Here is a 16923-nt window from a genome sequence, read left to right as displayed (position 1 = left end):
CACGCCACGATGGCGCTCCCTTATGGCTTCCCCATGCGCCAGATCCTCATCCTCGCTTCCGCCTGCTCGCTTCTCTCACTGCCCGCGCTCGCCGCGACCAAGGCTGGCGGGCCGGTCTCGCTTGGCCAGTTTGGCGAGTGGACCGCGGCGCAATATGGCAGCGCGGGCGCTCCGATCTGCTACGCCTTCAGCCGCGCCAAGGGCAGCGCCAAGACCCCCTCGGCCGGGATGATCCTGGTAACCGAGCGCCCAACCTCGCGCGACGAGGTGGTGGTCAATGCGCCATCGAGCTACCCCGCCAAGAGCGAGGTGGCATTGCAGATCGACAAGCAGGGGGTGGTTTCCCTCTATGCCGCCGGTCATTCCGCCTATGCGCGAGATGGGCGGGCGGTTGTGGTGGATATGCAGCGCGGCTCCGGCGCCACGGCGAGCTGGGCGGCGAAGGGCGGCAAGGCCACGCAGAGCTTCTCGCTTTCGGGCTTCAGCGCTGCCTATGGCGCGATCGTCAAGGCTTGTCCCGCGAAGTGAGCGTAGTGACGGCGCCGGTTCTCGCGCCCCCAGACGACGCCGCCCGCATCCTCGCGAAAGCCGCGCTTTTCGCGCCACCGCCGGCGGTTTTGGCCGATGGCAGGCGGGATCTGGTCGGGCTCAGCCGCGAGGAGCTTGCGGCGGAAGTCGCGGCGATCGCAGAAGCGCCGTTCCGCGCCAAGCAGCTTTGGCATTGGATTTACCACCAGGGCGTGACCGAGTTCTCGGCCATGAGCAGCATGGCGAAGCCTTTGCGCGAGAAGCTCGCCGAGCATTTCGTGGTCGGCCGTCCAGATCCCGTTGTTGTGCAGACCAGCACGGACGAGACCCGCAAATTCCTGTTCCGTTTCCGCGACGGTCAGGAGGCCGAAACCGTCTATATTCCCGACCCGGAAGAGGATCGCGGTGCCGTCTGCCTCTCCTCGCAGGTCGGCTGCACGCTGTCCTGCAGCTTCTGCCACACCGGCACACAGCGCCTGATGCGAAATCTCGGCGCAGCGGAGATCGTCGGGCAGTTCATGGCGGCGCGCGACAGCTATGGCGAATGGCCGAGCCCCAAGGGGGAGACGCCTCGGCTGCTCTCAACCATCGTGCTGATGGGCATGGGCGAGCCGCTGTACAACTACGACAATGTCGCCAAGGCGATGCGGATCGTGATGGATGGCGAGGGCATCGCACTGTCGCGCCGGCGCATCACGCTTTCCACCAGCGGCGTCGTACCGATGATGGATCGCGCGGGAGCGGAGCTTGGCGTCAACCTCGCCGTGTCGCTGCATGCGGTGCGGGACGAGCTGCGCGACGAATTGGTGCCGCTCAACCGCAAATATCCGATTTCCGAACTCATCGCGGCGTGCCGACGGTATCCCGGCGCGTCGAACGCCCGGCGGATCACTTTCGAATATGTCATGCTCAAGGGCATCAACGACAGCGAGGCGGATGCGCGGCTGCTGGTCGAGCTGATCGCGGGATTGCCGGCGAAGGTAAATCTCATTCCGTTCAATCCCTGGCCGGGGAGCGCTTATGAGACGAGCACACCGGAGGCGATCCGGCGGTTTTCACAGATCGTCATGAATGCGGGTTTCGCGGCGCCGGTGCGGACACCTCGGGGGCAGGATATTCTGGCAGCCTGCGGGCAGCTAAAGACTGAGACGGTACTGGCACGCGGACGAAGCGCAGCGACTGCCGCCGCAGAGGCGTAGCTTCTATTTTCGATCGCGTCTGACACGGCAATTAGATTCTCGCGCGCCGTGGCTGTATCCATTTAAACAGTCTGAAAATCTTTATAGAATGTGAATGAAGTCACATTAAATCGCGCAAAATAAGCCAATAATCAGCGGATCGTTTCGATCTATTTCCGGGGGGAAACCGCTGATGAGCGCCGACCTGAACGACCTCAAGCCCGAATTCCGTGCCAAGGTGACCGCCGGGCTCGCGGCACTGGCGAGAGAGGGATTGCAGTTCAAACCCTATTTCACGCTGCGGAATCCGGTCATCCAGGCCGGGCTCTGGCGCCAATCGAGATCCGTCGCGGTTGTACAAGACCAGATCAGCGAGCTTCAGCGGCTACACTGCGACTTTATGGTTGAGTGCTTCGCCAAGGCGGGTGCCACGGAAGGCAAATGGGCGACCAATGCTCTGCCCGGCCTGTCCTGGCATCAATATGGCGAGGCGGTCGATTGCTTCCTCGTCGATGCCACAGGTCAGCCCGACTGGGAGAGCCCCAAATACGCCCGCTTCGGACAGATCGGCGACGCGACTGGCATGTGGTGGGGCGGCCATTTCGGCGATGATGACCATTGGCAGAACCGCAAGACCGAGCCACCCGCAGCCTTCGGCTCGCTAAAGGAAATCAACGATCAGCTCGCCATAGACTGGCCGCGTCTGCTTGCTTAGCGGCTCATGCCGCATCGCGACGGAAGCAGTCAGGGGCATGATCGTTGACGACTCCCGTGGCTTGCAGCCAGGCATAGACGATCACTGGTCCGACGAATTTGAAGCCGCGCTTTTTGAGCTCCACCGATAGCTGCTCGGAAAGCGCGGTTTTCGTCGGCACCGGGCCGGTGGCGCGGATCGGTTTGCCGCCCGCCATCGACCACACGAATTCCGAGAAATCCTCGCCTGCGGCTTGCATGTCGAGATAGGCGCGGGCGCCGCCGATCGTCGCCAGGATCTTTGCGCGCGACCGCACGATGCCTGCGTCCTGCAACAATCGCTCGACATCCTTCTCGGTGAAGCGCGCGACGCGCTTCGGGTCGAAACCCTTGAAGGCGGCGCGAAAGGCATCCCGCTTGCGGAGGATGGTGATCCAGGAGAGGCCGGCCTGGAAACCATCCAGCATCAGCTTCTCCCAGAGCGCCCGGCTGTCATGCTCCGGCACGCCCCATTCCTCGTCGTGATAGGCGCGCATCAGCGGATCGTTGTCAGCCCAGGCGCAGCGGTGGACCATGCGGGCTCTCCCCCTAGTTCATCTTCATTCCGGCCATCGCGCCCATGCCACTGGCATCCGGCGGCATGTAGCTCATCGGCTGCACGGTGACAGTCACTGTGAGGGGCGCCGAACGAACGAATTGGAGCGTCAGCGGAAATTGCTCGCCGGCCGCCAGCGCATGGGTCAGGCCAGTCAGCATGATGTGGTAGCCGTCGGGCGAGAAGCTCAGCGGCACGCCGGGCTTCAGCGGCAAGGGGCCCGCCGGGTCCATGTCCATGACGCCGTTGACCATGCGAGACACATGCAGATCCGCATGGGCGGCGACAGGCGTGCTGACGGCGGTCAGTCGGTCCGGCAAACCATTGTCGCGCAAAGTCAGATAGACGACCGCCGCGCTGCCGGCCGAAGCCGTAACCCTGGACCATGGATTGGTGACCACCATTGTCGCGGGCATGGCAGCGGCATAGACGCCCGACGGTACGGCGCAGACCGCGAGGAGAAAGAAAACTGAGCCGCGCCTCATGACGCCTCCTCTTCGATCGAGATTTCGGCCACCTGCGCCGTGTGGCCGAAGTGGCCGCCGGCGGCATAGCCGATTGCCACCGCAACCAGACAGAGGATCACGGAAACCGCGATATTCGCGAAAGCGCGCGTGACGTGCCCGCCGCGTAGCAGGTCCAAAGTCTGCAGGCTGAAGGACGAAAACGTCGTGAACCCGCCACAGATGCCGACCATGAAGAAAAGCCGCGCGATTTCCGGCAACGGGTAGCGGCCGGTATCGAGCGTCAGGGCGCCAAAGAGGCCGATGGCGAAGGAGCCGATGACGTTGATGAGGATCGTGCCCCAGGGCAGCGTGCCGCTGATCGGGAGGGCCCAGACCGCCAGCCAATATCGGCCGACGCTGCCCAGCGCTCCGCCTACAGCAATGGCGAGCGTTGGGATCATGGCCCCACCGGAGGCGCGTCAGTGTGGCAGACAAATACGCCCCAGCAAACTCTCACCGGTGGGGCTAAGGCGAGGCGTGCGTGGCACGCCCTAGCGTGCTCTGACGGTGGAGACGGCATAGCCGAAGTATCGACCGGGCTTAGCCCGTCTGCAACGCCTTCGGGTCCAGGCGATAGCCGCCGGCCTCGGTGATGAGGAGCTGCGAATGGGTCGGATCGGGCTCGATCTTCTGCCGGAGCCGGTAGATATGGGTTTCCAGCGTATGCGTCGTCACTGCGGAGTTGTAGCCCCAGACCTCATTGAGCAGGACCTGCCGCGGCACCGGCTTAGCGCCGGCGCGATATAGGAATTTGAGGATCGCGGCCTCTTTCTCAGTCAGGCGAATACGGCGGTTCTTAATCGGCTCCTGCAACAACTTCGTGGCCGGCCGAAAGACATACGGGCCAATGGTAAAAACAGCGTCCTCGCTATTCTCGAAAATGCGCAGCTGGGCCCGCAGCCGTGCCAGCAATTCCGAGAGCCGAAAGGGCTTCGACACATAGTCGTTGGCGCCCGAATCGAGGCCGCGCACGACATCTGTCTCCTCGGCCGAGCCGGTCAGCATGATGATCGGCATCTTGTAGCCGCGCGCCCGCAGCTTCGTGCAAAGGTCACGGCCGTCACCGTCCGGTAGACTGACATCGAGAATGATGGCGTCGAAACGGGAGTCCTGAGCAGACACAGCCGCTTCGGCTTCCGCGACACTAGAAGCTTCCGTGGCCGAAAACTCGCCATCCATGGTGAGTTGCTCGGCGAGCGTGGCGCGCAAGGCCTGGTCGTCATCCACAATCAGGATGGGCCGCTCATCCCCTGCCGGCTTTTCCGCCATACTCGGCTTCTCCCTTGTCGCTCGATCAGCTTCATTCGCAATCGCCGCCAGAACTCGGGCATCAAACCAGATTGTGGCAAGACCCGGGCAACAGGCGCGTGAATAATCCTTGTAGTTCCGCGTATATAGGGGCGTTCCTCAGCTTTGCCATGCAGGTATTGTAGCGCGTCGTCAGCGCCATCACTCAGGCAGCACGCGAATGGCTGCCAGCCCCGCCCCGAGCACGTTGCGCAGGTCACCAAGGGCGAGTGCGATGCAGCCTGCGGTCGGCGCCCTGTCGGGGGTCTGGAGGTGCAGGAAGATGGCGGAGCCGCGCTCCTCCAGCGGCGGATCGTCGTTCCAGCCAAGCACGCCGATGACGTCGTAGATGGCATCCGCTCGCCAAAGCGCTTCGTGCCGGTGATCGAAGGGGAGCCGTATCTGGCGGTTATAGGCGTCGCTCGCGGGATCGTCGCACCAGCCATCCTCGGGGCTTAGGGGTTCCATCGGGCAGCCCGCGGCTGGCGGCGACACACGGTCGGCGCGATAGAGCACGCGGCGGAGTGGCAACAGACCGGCGGGGGTCGCGCCGTCACCCTCCACCTTGAAGCGGGTGATGCCTGCGCGGCCAAGCGTGGCTCGGTAGCGGCGGTCGGCCAGAATGAGGAGACCATCGGGGCGCAGAATCGCTTCGCTCATGACGCCCCTCATAGAAGCTTCTAGGATTCTCCGACAACGCCCGACGCGAGAATGAACCGGCGGGAGGTTGGCTCGATTAACATGACGCATCACGAGCGGGCACAATTCCACCATCGGAGCTTGGCATGAAAACTTCGCTCGCCGATCTTGTCGGCCGCCTCCCCGGCCCCGTGACGCCGACCTGGCCGGGCGGTGAGCCCTTCACCGTTGGAATGCGCCACGGGAGCATGTCGGTGGAGGTCTTCGCCCCACGCGGCACGGATTTCCAGGGACCGCATGAGCAGGACGAGCTTTACTTCGTCGTCAGCGGTTCGGCCGAGTTCGAACATGGCGGTGGGATCACGCCAACGGCGCAGGGCGATGTGCTGTTCGTGGCTGCGGGCGAAACGCATTGCTTCCATCGAATGAGCGAAGATTTCGTCACCTGGGTCGTCTTCTGGGGTCCGACGGGCGGCGAAGCCACCGGCTGAAGCGGCGCGAGCCAAACTCGCAGCCGCCTCAAAGGCCGTTCCTTTCGCGCACCACCTAAAAGCCTGAATGACGCCACAGAGACAGAATGTTATGACGCTGTGTTCCCAAATCCAACCGCCCCCAGTTCACGCGCCCCTGACAAGGATTCGCAGCCTGTGTCCGAAACGCTTTCCGAGGCCTCCGCCCTCGCTCGCCCGGCATCGGCTGGCGCCGGCACAGCCGAAGGCGGCCTCACCGGTGCAGGCTCCACGCCTTCAATGTGGGTCGCAGGGCGTCTGTCTCCCGCTCAACGCACCGTCGCGGCGCAGTTCCTGCGGTTCGGCGCCGTCGGCGTGTTCGGCTTCGTGGTCGATACGGCCGTGGTCTATGCGGCGCGCCACTGGCTTGGATTGCTCGGCGCGGGAGTGCTCTCCTTCTTCGTAGCCGCCAGCGCCAACTGGTTCCTCAACCGCGTCTGGACCTTCAGAGGCCAACATGCGGGGCGGATGCATCACCAGTGGATCCGCTTCATCGGCTGCAATTTGATCGGCTTTGTGCTCAACCGCGGCACCTTCGCGATCCTGATCAGTCTCTTCCCGATCTGCGTCCATTACCCGGTGCTCGCCGTCGCGGCCGGGTCCATCGCCGGGCTCAGCGTCAACTTCACCCTGTCGCGCCGCGTCGTCTACCGATGATGGCGATCGGCCGCATGTGACGGCGCCTGACCTTGGGCGTCACCCGCCGGCCGAAGCCTACGATGCCGACATTCTTATTCTTACGTTAGACAGGCTAACTGAGACCGAGGCGGCGTTGCGCTCGGCTGTGGCGCAGGTGGGTCTCACTCGGCGCGTCATCCTGCTCGACCAAGGATCGGCACCCGAGACCTGGCAGCGCCTCGCCGCCCTTGTCGCGGAGCGGGAAGATGCACTGCTGGTCTCAGCGGGCGGCAATCTGGGGGTCGCTGAGGGGCGTAACCGGGCGGCGGCACTGGGTCTTGGCCGCGTCATCATTGCGCTCGACAATGACGCCGTCTTCGCGGATGCCACCACCGCCGCGCGCGCCGTCGCTGTGCTCGACCTCCGGCCGGATCTGGCCGCGATCGGCTTTCGCATCATGAATGGAGACGGCAGCGGGGAGGACGAGGCGTCCTGGGGCTATCCCGAGGGGCTGCGGCCCCAGGCGGCCGGACGCTTCGACTGCGCGACCTTCGTCGGTGCCGGCCACGCCATTCGCCGCTCCGCCTGGGAAGAGGTCGGTGGCTATGACGCACGGCTCTTCTTCACCTGGGAGGAGTTCGACTTCTCGCTGCGGGCCATCCAGGCAGGCTGGCGGCTGCTGTATACCGGCGACATCGCGGTGCATCATGCATTGGCGGCAGAACGGAGAGTAGGCTGGTCTGGCCGGCGATGGTTCCTGTTCACGCGCAACCGGCTCTATATCGCCCTAAAGTGGCGCACGCCCTGGCCGAGCTTTGGCCTTCGCGTGCTGGGCTATTGGGCCAGAGGCGTCCGGCATGGGCTCGGCCGCCAGAGCGTGGCGGCGATCATCGCAAGCTTTTTACTGGCGCGCGGGCGGCGGCACGAGGCACTGAGCCCGGCCGCTCTTGCCTATCTCCAGGAGGTCGATGGCGATCGGCGCGGCGGGTTGTTGAGGAGGCTTTGGCGGGAAGTTTTGACCGGCTTTCCCGGCAAGTCACAACCAGCGCGACGCAATCGAGGTGTTACAAAACGCAGGTAACGGTCATAACAGACTGATATTTTGTCATGGAGATACAGTGCATCGGCGACTGCTGAGCGCTCTGCCGCTTCTCGCCCTGCTGGCGGGATGCGATGTCGGACCCGACTATCACAGGCCACAAGTCGAACTCCCGCCCGGCTTTACCTCCGGAAACGCCCTCGCGACCCGGCCGATCTGGCCGGACGCGGCGTGGTGGGCGGGGTTCCAATCGCCTGAGCTCAACCGCCTCATCGCCGAGGCGCAGGCGCATAACTTTGACCTGCGGGTGGCGCTGGCCGCGGTCTCGGAAGCGGATGCGGCGGTACGCGTCGCCGGCGGCAGCCTGCTGCCGACGGTCCAGGGCGGCGCTGGCGCCTCCTTCTCCCAGGTCAATCTGAGCGGCAACAAAGGCACCGGCGGCTTCGGAACATCGACGACCACCAATGGCACCGGCACGACCTCGACGACGATCGGCCGCGGCATCGTCGATACCCGCACCTATAGCGCGACCCTGTCGGCCTCCTACGAAGTGGATTTCTGGGGCAAGAACTATGCGACCTTCCGCGCCGCCCAGGCGAGCGCGGTGGCCGCTCGTTACGCGGCTGCCGTCACCGCGCTGACCGTGGTGAGCCAGGTCGCCAATACCTGGTTCGCCGCCCTCGCCTTTCAGGACCAGCTGGACGTCGCGCGCCGCAATCTCGCGCAGGCCCAGCAGCTTCTCGCCGTCGAGAAGGGCCGGCTCGCCGCCGGCACCGCCTCGATCCTGGATGTCGCGCAGCAGGCGGCGCTTGTGGCGGGGCAGGCAGCAAACATCCCGAACCTAATTTCGCTGGAGAAGCAGCAGGTCATCGCGCTGGGCATTCTGGTCGGGCGGCCGCCGGAGGATATCGTGATCCGGCGCGGCACGCTGACCCGCATCCCGTCGCCCGCCGTTGTTCCCGGCCTGCCATCTGAGTTGCTGGAACGGCGGCCGGATGTGGCGGAAGCCGAGGCGACGCTGGTCTCGGCCACTGCGAGCACGAGAGCGGCGCGCGCGGCGCTGTTTCCGTCGCTCGTGCTGACCGGATCGACCGGTTGGGAGAGTACGGCGCTCAACGGCCTATTCGCGCCGCAATCCCTTGTCATCAACGGCGCGGCAAGCATCGCCCAGACCCTATTTGACAATGGCGCGCTGTCCGGCGTGGTCGCCGAGAACCGCGCGATCACGCAAGAGGATCTCGCGACCTACGAGAAGACCGTTGTGCAGGCACTCAGCGATGTGGAGACAGCCTTGACCCAACTCCGCTACGCCACCGAACAGGAAGCGATCCAGCGCCTCGCGGTGCAGGAGGCGGAGCTTGCAACGACCGTGGCGCGCGCGCAGTTGGCCGCCGGAACCGTCGATATCACGACGCTGATCACCGCCCAGCAGACCCAGTTGCAGGACGAGAACACGCTGGTGACCGTACGCCTCGCCCGCTTCCAGGCTCTGGTGGCGCTGTTCAAAGCCCTGGGTGGAGGCTGGCAACAAACATATCCGGAGACCGCGCAGCCCGTGCCCATCCTCAACCCGTCCCCCATCCCATGAGCCGCGCATGAACGAATATGTCGCAGACCGGCCCCGGATCCGTCGCCACCGCGGGCGCAACGCCACGCTGCTGATCTGCCTGCTGCTGATCGTGGTGGGCGGCGCTCTGCTGGCCCGGCAGTATTTCTCCGCGCCGGGCACCGCCCCGGCGACCCAATCCAAGGGCAGGGGCGGGAAGGGCAAGAATGGCCAGCCGATTCCGGTCACGATCGCCGTCGCGAAGTCGGCCGATGTGCCGGTGATACTGACCGCCATCGGCACGGTTCAGGCATCCAATACCGTCACCATCAGCCCGATGGTGACCGGTCCCATCGTCGCCATCAATTTCAAGGAAGGCCAGGACGTCGCGGTGGGAGATGTGCTGGCGCGCATCGATCCTCGTACCTTCCAGGCGACGCTCGACCAGAACAAGGCGAAGCTCGACCAGGATCAGGCGACGCTGGCCGGGGCGCAGCGCGATCTCGCGCGCTTCAACAAGCTCGCCTCCACCGCCTATACGCCGAAGCAGACGGCCGAGGACGAACTCGCGACCGTCGAGGAGACCAAGGCGCTGGTCGAACAGGACCGCGCCCAAATCGAATCCGCGCAGACCGAGCTCGACTACACGACGCTCACCGCCCCGGTCGCCGGCCGCGTTGGCATCCGTAATGTCGATCTCGGCAATATCGTGCAGGCCGGCACGACGAACGGCATCGTAACGCTGACCACGCTGAAGCCGATCGCCGTCGTCTTCACCCTGCCGCAGCAGAATTTGGCGGCGATCCAGGATGCGATGGCGGCCGGAAAACCCGTTGTGCGGGTCAATGCGGAAGGCGAGGTGAAGGCCGCCGATGCCACGCCAACGGCCACGACGGATCCCGAGGGCACCCCGGATTCATCCGAGAGGATGGAAACCGGCACGCTCGACGTGGTGGACAACCTGGTCGACAGCAGTACCGGCACCGTCAAGCTCAAGGCGTATTTCCCGAACGAGGACCTGCATCTCTGGCCCGGCGGTTTCGTGACCGCTCGGCTGACGGTCAAGACGCTGAAGGGCGTCGTCACCGTGCCGGCAATGGCGGTACAGCAAGGTCCCTCCAATAACTTCGTCTACGTTCTCGGCGACGACAATAAAGTGACGCGGAAGACCGTGACGCTGACCCAGGAGGACCAAACGACGGCGGTGATCGGCAGCGGTGTCGCCGCTGGGGACCGCGTGGTGCTGCAAGGCGCCTCGCAGCTTGATGACGGCACGAAGGTTCGGGTTGTGAAACCCGCGGCGGCCAATGGGACCGCTCCCGCAACGGTGCGGGGAGGCCACGCGGCCAAGGCCGCCCAGCCGTGAACGTCGCCGCCCCCTTCATCGCGCGACCCATCGCGACGGGGTTGCTCGCCATCGCGATCCTGCTCGCCGGCATCCTCGGTTACATGAACCTGCCGGTGTCGTCGCTGCCGGAGGTCGAGTTCCCGACCATCCAGATCACCACGCAGCTGCCCGGCGCGGGGCCCGATACGATCGCGAACCTCATTACCGCGCCGCTAGAACGGCAGCTCGGCGAGATCCAGGGCCTGAACGGCATGACCTCCACCAGTTCGGAGGGGGTGAGCCAGATCATCCTGCAATTCACCCTGGATCGGGATATCGACGACGCGGCCCAGGATGTGCAGGCGGCGATCAACGCCTCGGCCGGCACCTTGCCAACCTCCCTGCCCTATCCGCCGATCTACGTGAAGGTAAACCCGGCCGATGCGCCGATCCTCACCCTCGCACTGACCTCCGACACCGTGCCGATCGAGCGGATGGCCGATGCGGCCGTCACGCTGCTGCAGCCGAAGCTCAGCCAGATCAGCGGGATCGGTCAGGTGACAGTACTCGGCGGGCTGCGCCAGGCCTTCCGCATTCAGGCTAACCCCACACGCCTCGCCGCCTACGGCCTGTCGCTCGAGGACGTCCGGACGGCGATCTCCAACGGCAACCAGAACGGCTCGAAGGGCGGTTTCGACGGGCCGAACCAGGCTTTCACACTTGGCGCCAACGACCAGCTGGAGACCGCCGCATCTTATCGCGCGCTCGTCATCGCCTATCGCAACGGGGCGCCGGTGCGGCTGCGCGATATCGGCAATGTCGTGACCGGGCTCGAAAACACTCATGCCGATGTGCGCTACAATCAGCGTGAGGCGGTGGTGCTGTCGATCCAGCGTCAGCCCGGCGCCAATATCGTCTCGACCGCCGATACGGTGAAAAAGATCCTGCCGGCGCTGGAGCAGTCGCTCCCTGGCGGGGTGAAACTGACGCTGGTCAGCGACCGCACAACGACCATCCGCGCGAGCGTGGATGACGTGCAATTCACCCTCATCCTCAGCATCCTGCTGGTAGTGCTGGTGATCTACCTGTTCCTCGGCTCCCTGCGCGCCACCATCATTCCCGGCGTCGCGCTCCCGCTGTCGCTCATCGGCACCTTCGGGGTGATGTATTTCCTCGGTTATGGGCTCGACAACCTGTCGCTGATGGCGCTGACCGTTGCCGCCGGCTTCGTGGTGGATGATGCGATCGTGATGATCGAGAACGTCGTGCGCTTCATCGAGGATGGCGTGCCGCCGCTGGAAGCCGCGTATCGCGGGGCGCGGCAGATCGGCTTCACCATCATCTCGCTGACCGTCTCGCTTATCGCGGTCTTCATTCCGCTGCTCTTCATGTCCGGCGTCGTGGGCAAGCTATTCCATGAATTCGCGATCACCCTGTCGGTCGCGGTCGTGGTCTCGGCGGTTGTCTCGCTTACTCTGACGCCGATGATGTGCGGGCGGCTGCTGCGGCCGATCGTACATGAACAACAGGCGTGGCCGGCGCGCATGACGGAGGCCGCCTTTGGACGCGTTGCGGCGCTCTATCGCGTGACGCTGCTCTGGGTGCTGGGGCGGCAGACGTTGACCTTGCTGATCTCGGCGGCAACGCTGCTCGGCACGGTGGCGCTCTATGTCATGGTGCCCAAGGGCTTCCTGCCGCAGCAGGATACCGGATCGATCGTGGCCGTGACGGAAGCGTCGCAGGCGATCTCGATTCCCGGCATGATCGCGATGCAGAATCAAGCGGCCGAAGCCTTCCGCCATGTCGCGGGCGTCACGAATGTGGTTTCGGTGGTCGGTCCCGGCCTGGTCAATCCGACGCCCAACCAAGGCCAGATCACTGTCACGCTGAAGCCGATCGGGCAGCGGCCGGGCGTTAACCGCATCATCGCGGAGCTGCGGCAGGCGACGGTGAATATTCCGGGCCTCGCGATCTACTATCGCCCGGTGCAGGACATTCAGCTCGGCACCGGCATCACCCGCACCGCGTACCAGTATCGCCTGACTGATACCTCCGCCGCGGCACTGACGGAGTTCGTGCCGAAGCTGGTGGCCAAGCTGCAAACCCTGCCGCAGCTTCAGCATGTCAGCAGCGACCAGCAGAACAATGGCGGCGCCGTAGCTATCAATGTCGACCGGGCGCAGGCGATGCGCATGGGCGTCTCGATGCAGACGGTCGAAAACATTCTCGACGATGCTTTCGGCCAGCGGCAGATCTCGACGATCTTCGGCCAGACCAACCAGTATCGCGTGATCCTGGAAGTCGATCCCGCCTTCGCCAGCAGCGCCGACCTGCTCTACACCCTGCGCTTCCCCGGCGGCGGAACGAGCAGCACGACCAATACGGCGGGAGCCACCGCAAGTTCTGGCAGCGCCACCACCGTCGCCTCCGGCAGCTCCAACGGACAGACCACGGCGGTCGCGACCGCGAGCACCAGCGCCACGCCGCAAGTGCCGCTGAGCGCCTTCGCGACCATCCGCCAGCAAACGACGCCGCTCGCCATCATGCATGACGAGCAGTTTCCCGCGGCCACGATCGGTTTCGACGTCGCACCGGGCGTCTCGCTCGGAGAGGCGGTTTCGGCGATCGGCCAGGCGGAAACGGAGATCGGCGTGCCCGCCACTATCGCCGGCAGCTACGAGGGCGATGCGGCAGAGTTCCAGCGCTCGCTCGCCTCGGAACCCTGGCTGATCCTCGCCGCGATCGTGGTGATCTACATCGTGCTTGGTGTGCTGTACGAGAGCACGATTCACCCGATCACTATTCTATCGACACTGCCCTCCGCCGGCATCGGCGCTTTGCTGGCCCTGATGCTGACCGGGAACGATCTCTCGATCGTGGCGCTGGTCGGCGTCGTGCTGCTGATGGGCATCGTTAAGAAGAACGCGATCATGATGATCGACTTCGCTATCGAAATGCAGCGCACCGGCCGCCACTCGCCCCAGGTCGCCATCGAGCAGGCCTGCCTGCTGCGGTTCCGCCCCATCATGATGACGACGATGGCCGCCCTTCTCGGCGCCCTACCGCTGATCCTGCAGGGTGGCGCGGGCGCCGAGATCCGCCGGCCGCTCGGCATCACCATCGTCGGCGGATTGCTGCTGAGCCAGTTGCTGACCCTCTACACGACGCCCGTCATCTACCTCGCCATGGAGCGGCTGCGGCCGCAGCGCCGCCCGCGTCGCGGAGCGGCCGCACAGCCGGCGCGCTAACCCGCCGTGTCGGTTTCCACACCCTTCATCCGGCGGCCGATCGGCACCGTGCTGCTCGCCATCGGTCTGCTGATCGCCGGCGCCGTCGCCTATAAGTTTCTCCCCGTCGCCTCGCTGCCAAGCGTCGATATGCCGGCCATCGTCGTCCTGGTGAATCGCCCCGGTGCGAGCCCCGAAACCATGGCGAGTTCCGTCGCCGCCCCGCTCGAACGGCATCTCGGGCAGATCGCCGGAATGAACGAGCTGACTTCGATCAATTCGACCGGTGCCACCTCGATCATCTGCATCTTCGACATCGAGCGCAGCGTCGATGCGGCTGCCGGGGATGTGCAGGCCGCGATCAATGCCTCCGAGGCGGATCTTCCGGCGGATCTGCCGAGCGCGCCGTTCTACCGAAAGTTCAATCCGGCCGACGCGCCGATCCTGACCATCGCGCTGACCTCCGACACCCTGACGACGGGCCAGATTTACGATGCCGTGGACACCATCCTGGCGCAGCGTCTGGCCCAGGCTGCCGGCGTCGCCCAGGTGGACGAGAACGGCGCCGACAAACCCGCCGTGCGGATCCAGCTAAACCCGACCTCGATGGCGCTCGCCGGGCTGTCCGGGCAGTCGGTGGATCAGGTCGTTTCGGATGCCAATGTCACGCAGCCGATCGGCAGCATTCAGGGGCCGCAGCGCGCGCAGACGCTGCTCCTCAATGGCCAGATCGGCACGGCGGTGCAGTATCGCGACCTCGTCATGAAAGCAGGGACGGACGGCGTGCTGCGTCTGGCTGATGTCGGCACCGTGGTCGATAGCGTCGCCAGCCTGCGGCTCGCCGCCTGGAGCGGCAAGAAGTCCGCGATCCTGCTCAATATTACCAAGCAGCCGGGCGCCAATGTGATCGCCACGGTGGATGGCGTGAAGCAGATGCTGCCCGGCCTCATGCGGCTGATGCCGGCCGGCATCAAGGTGACGATCCTGACCGACCGCACCACGACGATCCGCGCGAGCGTCACCGACGTGCAATACACCCTGCTCATCAGCATCGCGCTCGTGCTGGTGGTGGTCTTCGCTTTCCTGCGCCGGGCAGTACCGATCATCGCTGCTGGCGTGACCATCCCGCTCTCCATCGCCGGCACGCTCGCCGGCATGTGGTTCATGGGCTATACGATCGACAACTTCTCGCTGCTCGCGCTGACAATTTCGGTGGGCTTCGTGGTGGATGACGCGATCGTCATGATCGAGAACATCCACTCCCATCTCGAACATGGCATGCCGCCGATGCGGGCGGCTCTGCGCGGCGCGCGGGAGATCGGTTTCACCGTGATCTCGATCACCCTGTCGCTCATCGCCGTCTTTGCGCCGCTGATGCTGATGCCCGGCATCATGGGCCGGCTGTTCCATGAATTCTCGGTCACGCTGGTCATGGCGGTAGGCATTTCCGCCATCGTGTCGCTGACCGTCACGCCGATGATCTGCGCCTGGTTCATGCGTCCGATCACCGCGCGGGAGCGCCGCTCGGCAAACCGGGTCTTGCGTGTGTTGAGCGTGAGCTTCGACCGCGCCTTCAACCGCTTGATTCGCGCCTATGGCCGCAGCCTCGACTGGGTATTGCGCCACCGCGTGCTCATGAATCTCGCGACGCTCGGCACCGTCATCTTCACCGTCTGGCTCTATGTCATCGTGCCGAAGGGCTTCCTGCCGACCGAGGATACCGGCCTGATGCAGGGCCAGACGCTTGCCGCGCCGGATATCTCCTTCCGTGCGATGGAGAAGCTGCAGGAGCGCGTGGTAGACGTGCTGCTGAAGGATCCCGCCATCGCCGAAGTGGGTTCGCGCATCGGCGTCGCATCCGGCTTCTCCTCACTCAACCGCGGCAACCTCTATATCTCGCTCAAACCGATAAGCGAGCGGCATGTCACGTCAGACGTTGTCATCGCGCGCCTGCGCCGCCCACTTTCCGAGATCGCCGGGATCAAGGCGACTCTGACCCCGGAGCAGGATTTGCGCACCGGCGGCCGCCAAAGCGCCAGCGATTATGATTTCGTGCTGAGCGGCGACAATTTGGCCGAGCTGCAGCAATGGTCGGCAACGCTCGAAGCAAAGCTGCATACCATGCCGCAACTCACCGATATCACCAGCGACCAGGATCGCGCGGGGCCGGAGGCCGATGTGGTCGTCGATCGCGGCGCCGCGTCTCGTCTGCAAGTCCCCATGAGCGCGATCGACGAGGCGCTCAATAACGGTTTCGCGCAGCGACAGATCTCGACCATCTACCAGCAACGCAACCAGTATAAGGTGGTGTTGGAGACGCAGCCCGGTTTGCAGCTTGATCCGGCGCAGCTCGACCGCGTCTATGTCGGCAGCACGAGCGGCATGCAGGTGCCACTTTCGGCGATCGCGCATTTCGTGCGCGGCAGCGCGCCGCTGACGGTGCGCCACCAGGGCCAGTTTCCGGAAGCGACGGTCAGTTTCAGCCTGAAACCGGGCATCCCGCTCAGCCAGGGAACCACGCTCGTGCAACAGGCGACGCAGGAGATCTTTCTGCCCGACGACATCCATACGAGCTTCGCGGGCAATGCCAAGCTGTTCCAGCAATCGACCAATGCCGAGCCGATGCTGCTACTGGCCGCACTTGTCGCGATCTACATCGTGCTCGGCGTGCTCTATGAAAGCCTGACACAGCCATTGACGATTTTGTCCACGCTGCCTTCCGCCGGCGTCGGTGCATTGCTGGCGTTGATCGCGACTAACACGCCGCTCTCCATCATCGCAATCATCGGCATCTTCCTGCTTATGGGCATTGTGAAGAAGAACGCGATCATGCTGGTGGATTTCGCGCTCGAAGCGGAACGCAATCGTGGGATGACGCCGATCCAGGCGATCAAGGCGGCAAGCCTCGCGCGCTTCCGCCCGATTCTCATGACGACACTCGCGGCTTTACTTGGCGCAGTGCCACTCGTCTTCGCCTTTGGCATCGGCTGGGAGTATCGGCGACCCCTCGGCATAGCGATCATCGGCGGACTGGCAATGTCGCAGCTACTAACACTTTACACGACGCCCGTTATTTATGTTGCACTGCAGCGTAAACGCGGTGCATCGCGCATCTATAAGCCTACGCCTTACTACCCCTAGCCATGCCCTACATCGCGGATGTAAACTTCACTGGAGCGATATTGCTTCGGGTTTAGTTCACGCGATGTAACGGTTTCTCGGGCCGGAGCG

At 64.6% G+C, this 16923-nt stretch carries 15 protein-coding genes; 10 read left to right on the top strand and 5 right to left on the bottom strand.

Annotated elements, in window-relative coordinates:
- The first annotated feature begins 33 nt into the window (after window positions 1–33).
- The 3 genes from GSQ92_RS23485 to GSQ92_RS23475 all read left to right on the top strand — a co-directional run bounded on the left by GSQ92_RS23485 (window position 34) and on the right by GSQ92_RS23475 (window position 2421).
- Window positions 34–528 (top strand): invasion associated locus B family protein, encoded by a 495-nt coding sequence (locus tag GSQ92_RS23485; protein ID WP_159014119.1) that lies wholly within the window; start codon window positions 34–36, stop codon window positions 526–528.
- Window positions 525–1727, top strand: coding sequence for a 23S rRNA (adenine(2503)-C(2))-methyltransferase RlmN (gene rlmN / locus GSQ92_RS23480; protein WP_254065838.1), 1203 nt, complete (start codon window positions 525–527; stop codon window positions 1725–1727). Before GSQ92_RS23485 ends, rlmN begins: the two co-directional genes overlap by 4 nt.
- A 172-nt stretch (window positions 1728–1899) precedes the next feature.
- Window positions 1900–2421 carry a M15 family metallopeptidase gene (locus tag GSQ92_RS23475; protein ID WP_158805020.1) on the top strand — a complete coding sequence of 174 codons (522 nt, stop codon included), beginning with the start codon at window positions 1900–1902 and terminating at the stop codon, window positions 2419–2421.
- Between the two features lie 4 nt (window positions 2422–2425).
- On the opposite strand, the gene GSQ92_RS23470 is transcribed toward GSQ92_RS23475, so the two are convergent.
- The 5 genes from GSQ92_RS23470 to GSQ92_RS23450 all read right to left on the bottom strand — a co-directional run bounded on the left by GSQ92_RS23470 (window position 2426) and on the right by GSQ92_RS23450 (window position 5447).
- A complete protein-coding gene (locus tag GSQ92_RS23470; RefSeq protein WP_158805019.1) occupies window positions 2426–2974 on the bottom strand; it encodes a DNA-3-methyladenine glycosylase I in 549 nt (182 codons plus the stop codon).
- Between the two features lie 13 nt (window positions 2975–2987).
- Window positions 2988–3479 (bottom strand): copper chaperone PCu(A)C, encoded by a 492-nt coding sequence (locus tag GSQ92_RS23465; protein WP_158805018.1) that lies wholly within the window; start codon window positions 3477–3479, stop codon window positions 2988–2990.
- Window positions 3476–3901, bottom strand: a complete 426-nt coding sequence (gene crcB, locus GSQ92_RS23460; RefSeq protein WP_158805017.1) for a fluoride efflux transporter CrcB — start codon at window positions 3899–3901, stop codon at window positions 3476–3478. Before crcB ends, GSQ92_RS23465 begins: the two co-directional genes overlap by 4 nt.
- A 139-nt stretch (window positions 3902–4040) precedes the next feature.
- The gene (locus GSQ92_RS23455) at window positions 4041–4769 is read right to left on the bottom strand and encodes a response regulator transcription factor (protein ID WP_158805016.1); all 729 of its coding nucleotides are present in this window, start codon (window positions 4767–4769) and stop codon (window positions 4041–4043) included.
- 180 nt (window positions 4770–4949) lie between these two features.
- The gene (locus tag GSQ92_RS23450) at window positions 4950–5447 is read right to left on the bottom strand and encodes a L,D-transpeptidase (RefSeq protein WP_158805015.1); all 498 of its coding nucleotides are present in this window, start codon (window positions 5445–5447) and stop codon (window positions 4950–4952) included.
- A 125-nt stretch (window positions 5448–5572) separates the two neighbouring features.
- On the opposite strand from GSQ92_RS23450, the gene GSQ92_RS23445 reads away from it, so the two are divergent.
- The 7 genes from GSQ92_RS23445 to GSQ92_RS23415 all read left to right on the top strand — a co-directional run bounded on the left by GSQ92_RS23445 (window position 5573) and on the right by GSQ92_RS23415 (window position 16833).
- On the top strand, window positions 5573–5917 hold the full coding sequence (locus tag GSQ92_RS23445; RefSeq protein WP_158805014.1) for a cupin domain-containing protein: 345 nt from the start codon (window positions 5573–5575) through the stop codon (window positions 5915–5917).
- Between the two features lie 156 nt (window positions 5918–6073).
- The gene (locus GSQ92_RS23440; protein WP_254065837.1) at window positions 6074–6592 is read left to right on the top strand and encodes a GtrA family protein; all 519 of its coding nucleotides are present in this window, start codon (window positions 6074–6076) and stop codon (window positions 6590–6592) included.
- Between the two features lie 16 nt (window positions 6593–6608).
- On the top strand, window positions 6609–7634 hold the full coding sequence (locus tag GSQ92_RS23435; protein WP_158805013.1) for a glycosyltransferase family 2 protein: 1026 nt from the start codon (window positions 6609–6611) through the stop codon (window positions 7632–7634).
- A gap of 37 nt (window positions 7635–7671) precedes the next feature.
- Entirely contained in the window at window positions 7672–9180 is a 1509-nt protein-coding gene (locus GSQ92_RS23430) for an efflux transporter outer membrane subunit (RefSeq protein ID WP_159014117.1), read from the top strand.
- A gap of 7 nt (window positions 9181–9187) precedes the next feature.
- Entirely contained in the window at window positions 9188–10504 is a 1317-nt protein-coding gene (locus GSQ92_RS23425) for an efflux RND transporter periplasmic adaptor subunit (RefSeq protein ID WP_159014115.1), read from the top strand.
- Complete coding sequence (locus tag GSQ92_RS23420) at window positions 10501–13713, top strand: efflux RND transporter permease subunit (protein ID WP_159014114.1); 3213 nt, start codon at window positions 10501–10503, stop codon at window positions 13711–13713. Before GSQ92_RS23425 ends, GSQ92_RS23420 begins: the two co-directional genes overlap by 4 nt.
- A 6-nt stretch (window positions 13714–13719) precedes the next feature.
- On the top strand, window positions 13720–16833 hold the full coding sequence (locus GSQ92_RS23415) for an efflux RND transporter permease subunit (protein WP_158806066.1): 3114 nt from the start codon (window positions 13720–13722) through the stop codon (window positions 16831–16833).
- The last annotated feature ends 90 nt before the right edge of the window (window positions 16834–16923 follow it).

Source organism: Acidisoma sp. S159, assembly GCF_009766125.1.
Classification (GTDB): Bacteria; Pseudomonadota; Alphaproteobacteria; order Acetobacterales; family Acetobacteraceae; genus Acidisoma.
This window is presented reverse-complemented; position numbering and strand designations above follow the sequence as displayed.

Bases quoted from the DNA above. Each gene is read 5' to 3' on its own strand.
- GSQ92_RS23485 (WP_159014119.1), top strand. From the start codon at position 34: ATGCGCCAGATCCTCATCCTCGCTTCCGCCTGCTCGCTTCTCTCACTG.
- GSQ92_RS23475 (WP_158805020.1), top strand. From the start codon at position 1,900: ATGAGCGCCGACCTGAACGACCTCAAGCCCGAATTCCGTGCCAAGGTG.
- GSQ92_RS23470 (WP_158805019.1), bottom strand. From the start codon at position 2,974: ATGGTCCACCGCTGCGCCTGGGCTGACAACGATCCGCTGATGCGCGCC.
- GSQ92_RS23465 (WP_158805018.1), bottom strand. From the start codon at position 3,479: ATGAGGCGCGGCTCAGTTTTCTTTCTCCTCGCGGTCTGCGCCGTACCG.
- crcB (WP_158805017.1), bottom strand. From the start codon at position 3,901: ATGATCCCAACGCTCGCCATTGCTGTAGGCGGAGCGCTGGGCAGCGTC.
- GSQ92_RS23455 (WP_158805016.1), bottom strand. From the start codon at position 4,769: ATGGCGGAAAAGCCGGCAGGGGATGAGCGGCCCATCCTGATTGTGGAT.
- GSQ92_RS23450 (WP_158805015.1), bottom strand. From the start codon at position 5,447: ATGAGCGAAGCGATTCTGCGCCCCGATGGTCTCCTCATTCTGGCCGAC.
- GSQ92_RS23445 (WP_158805014.1), top strand. From the start codon at position 5,573: ATGAAAACTTCGCTCGCCGATCTTGTCGGCCGCCTCCCCGGCCCCGTG.
- GSQ92_RS23425 (WP_159014115.1), top strand. From the start codon at position 9,188: ATGAACGAATATGTCGCAGACCGGCCCCGGATCCGTCGCCACCGCGGG.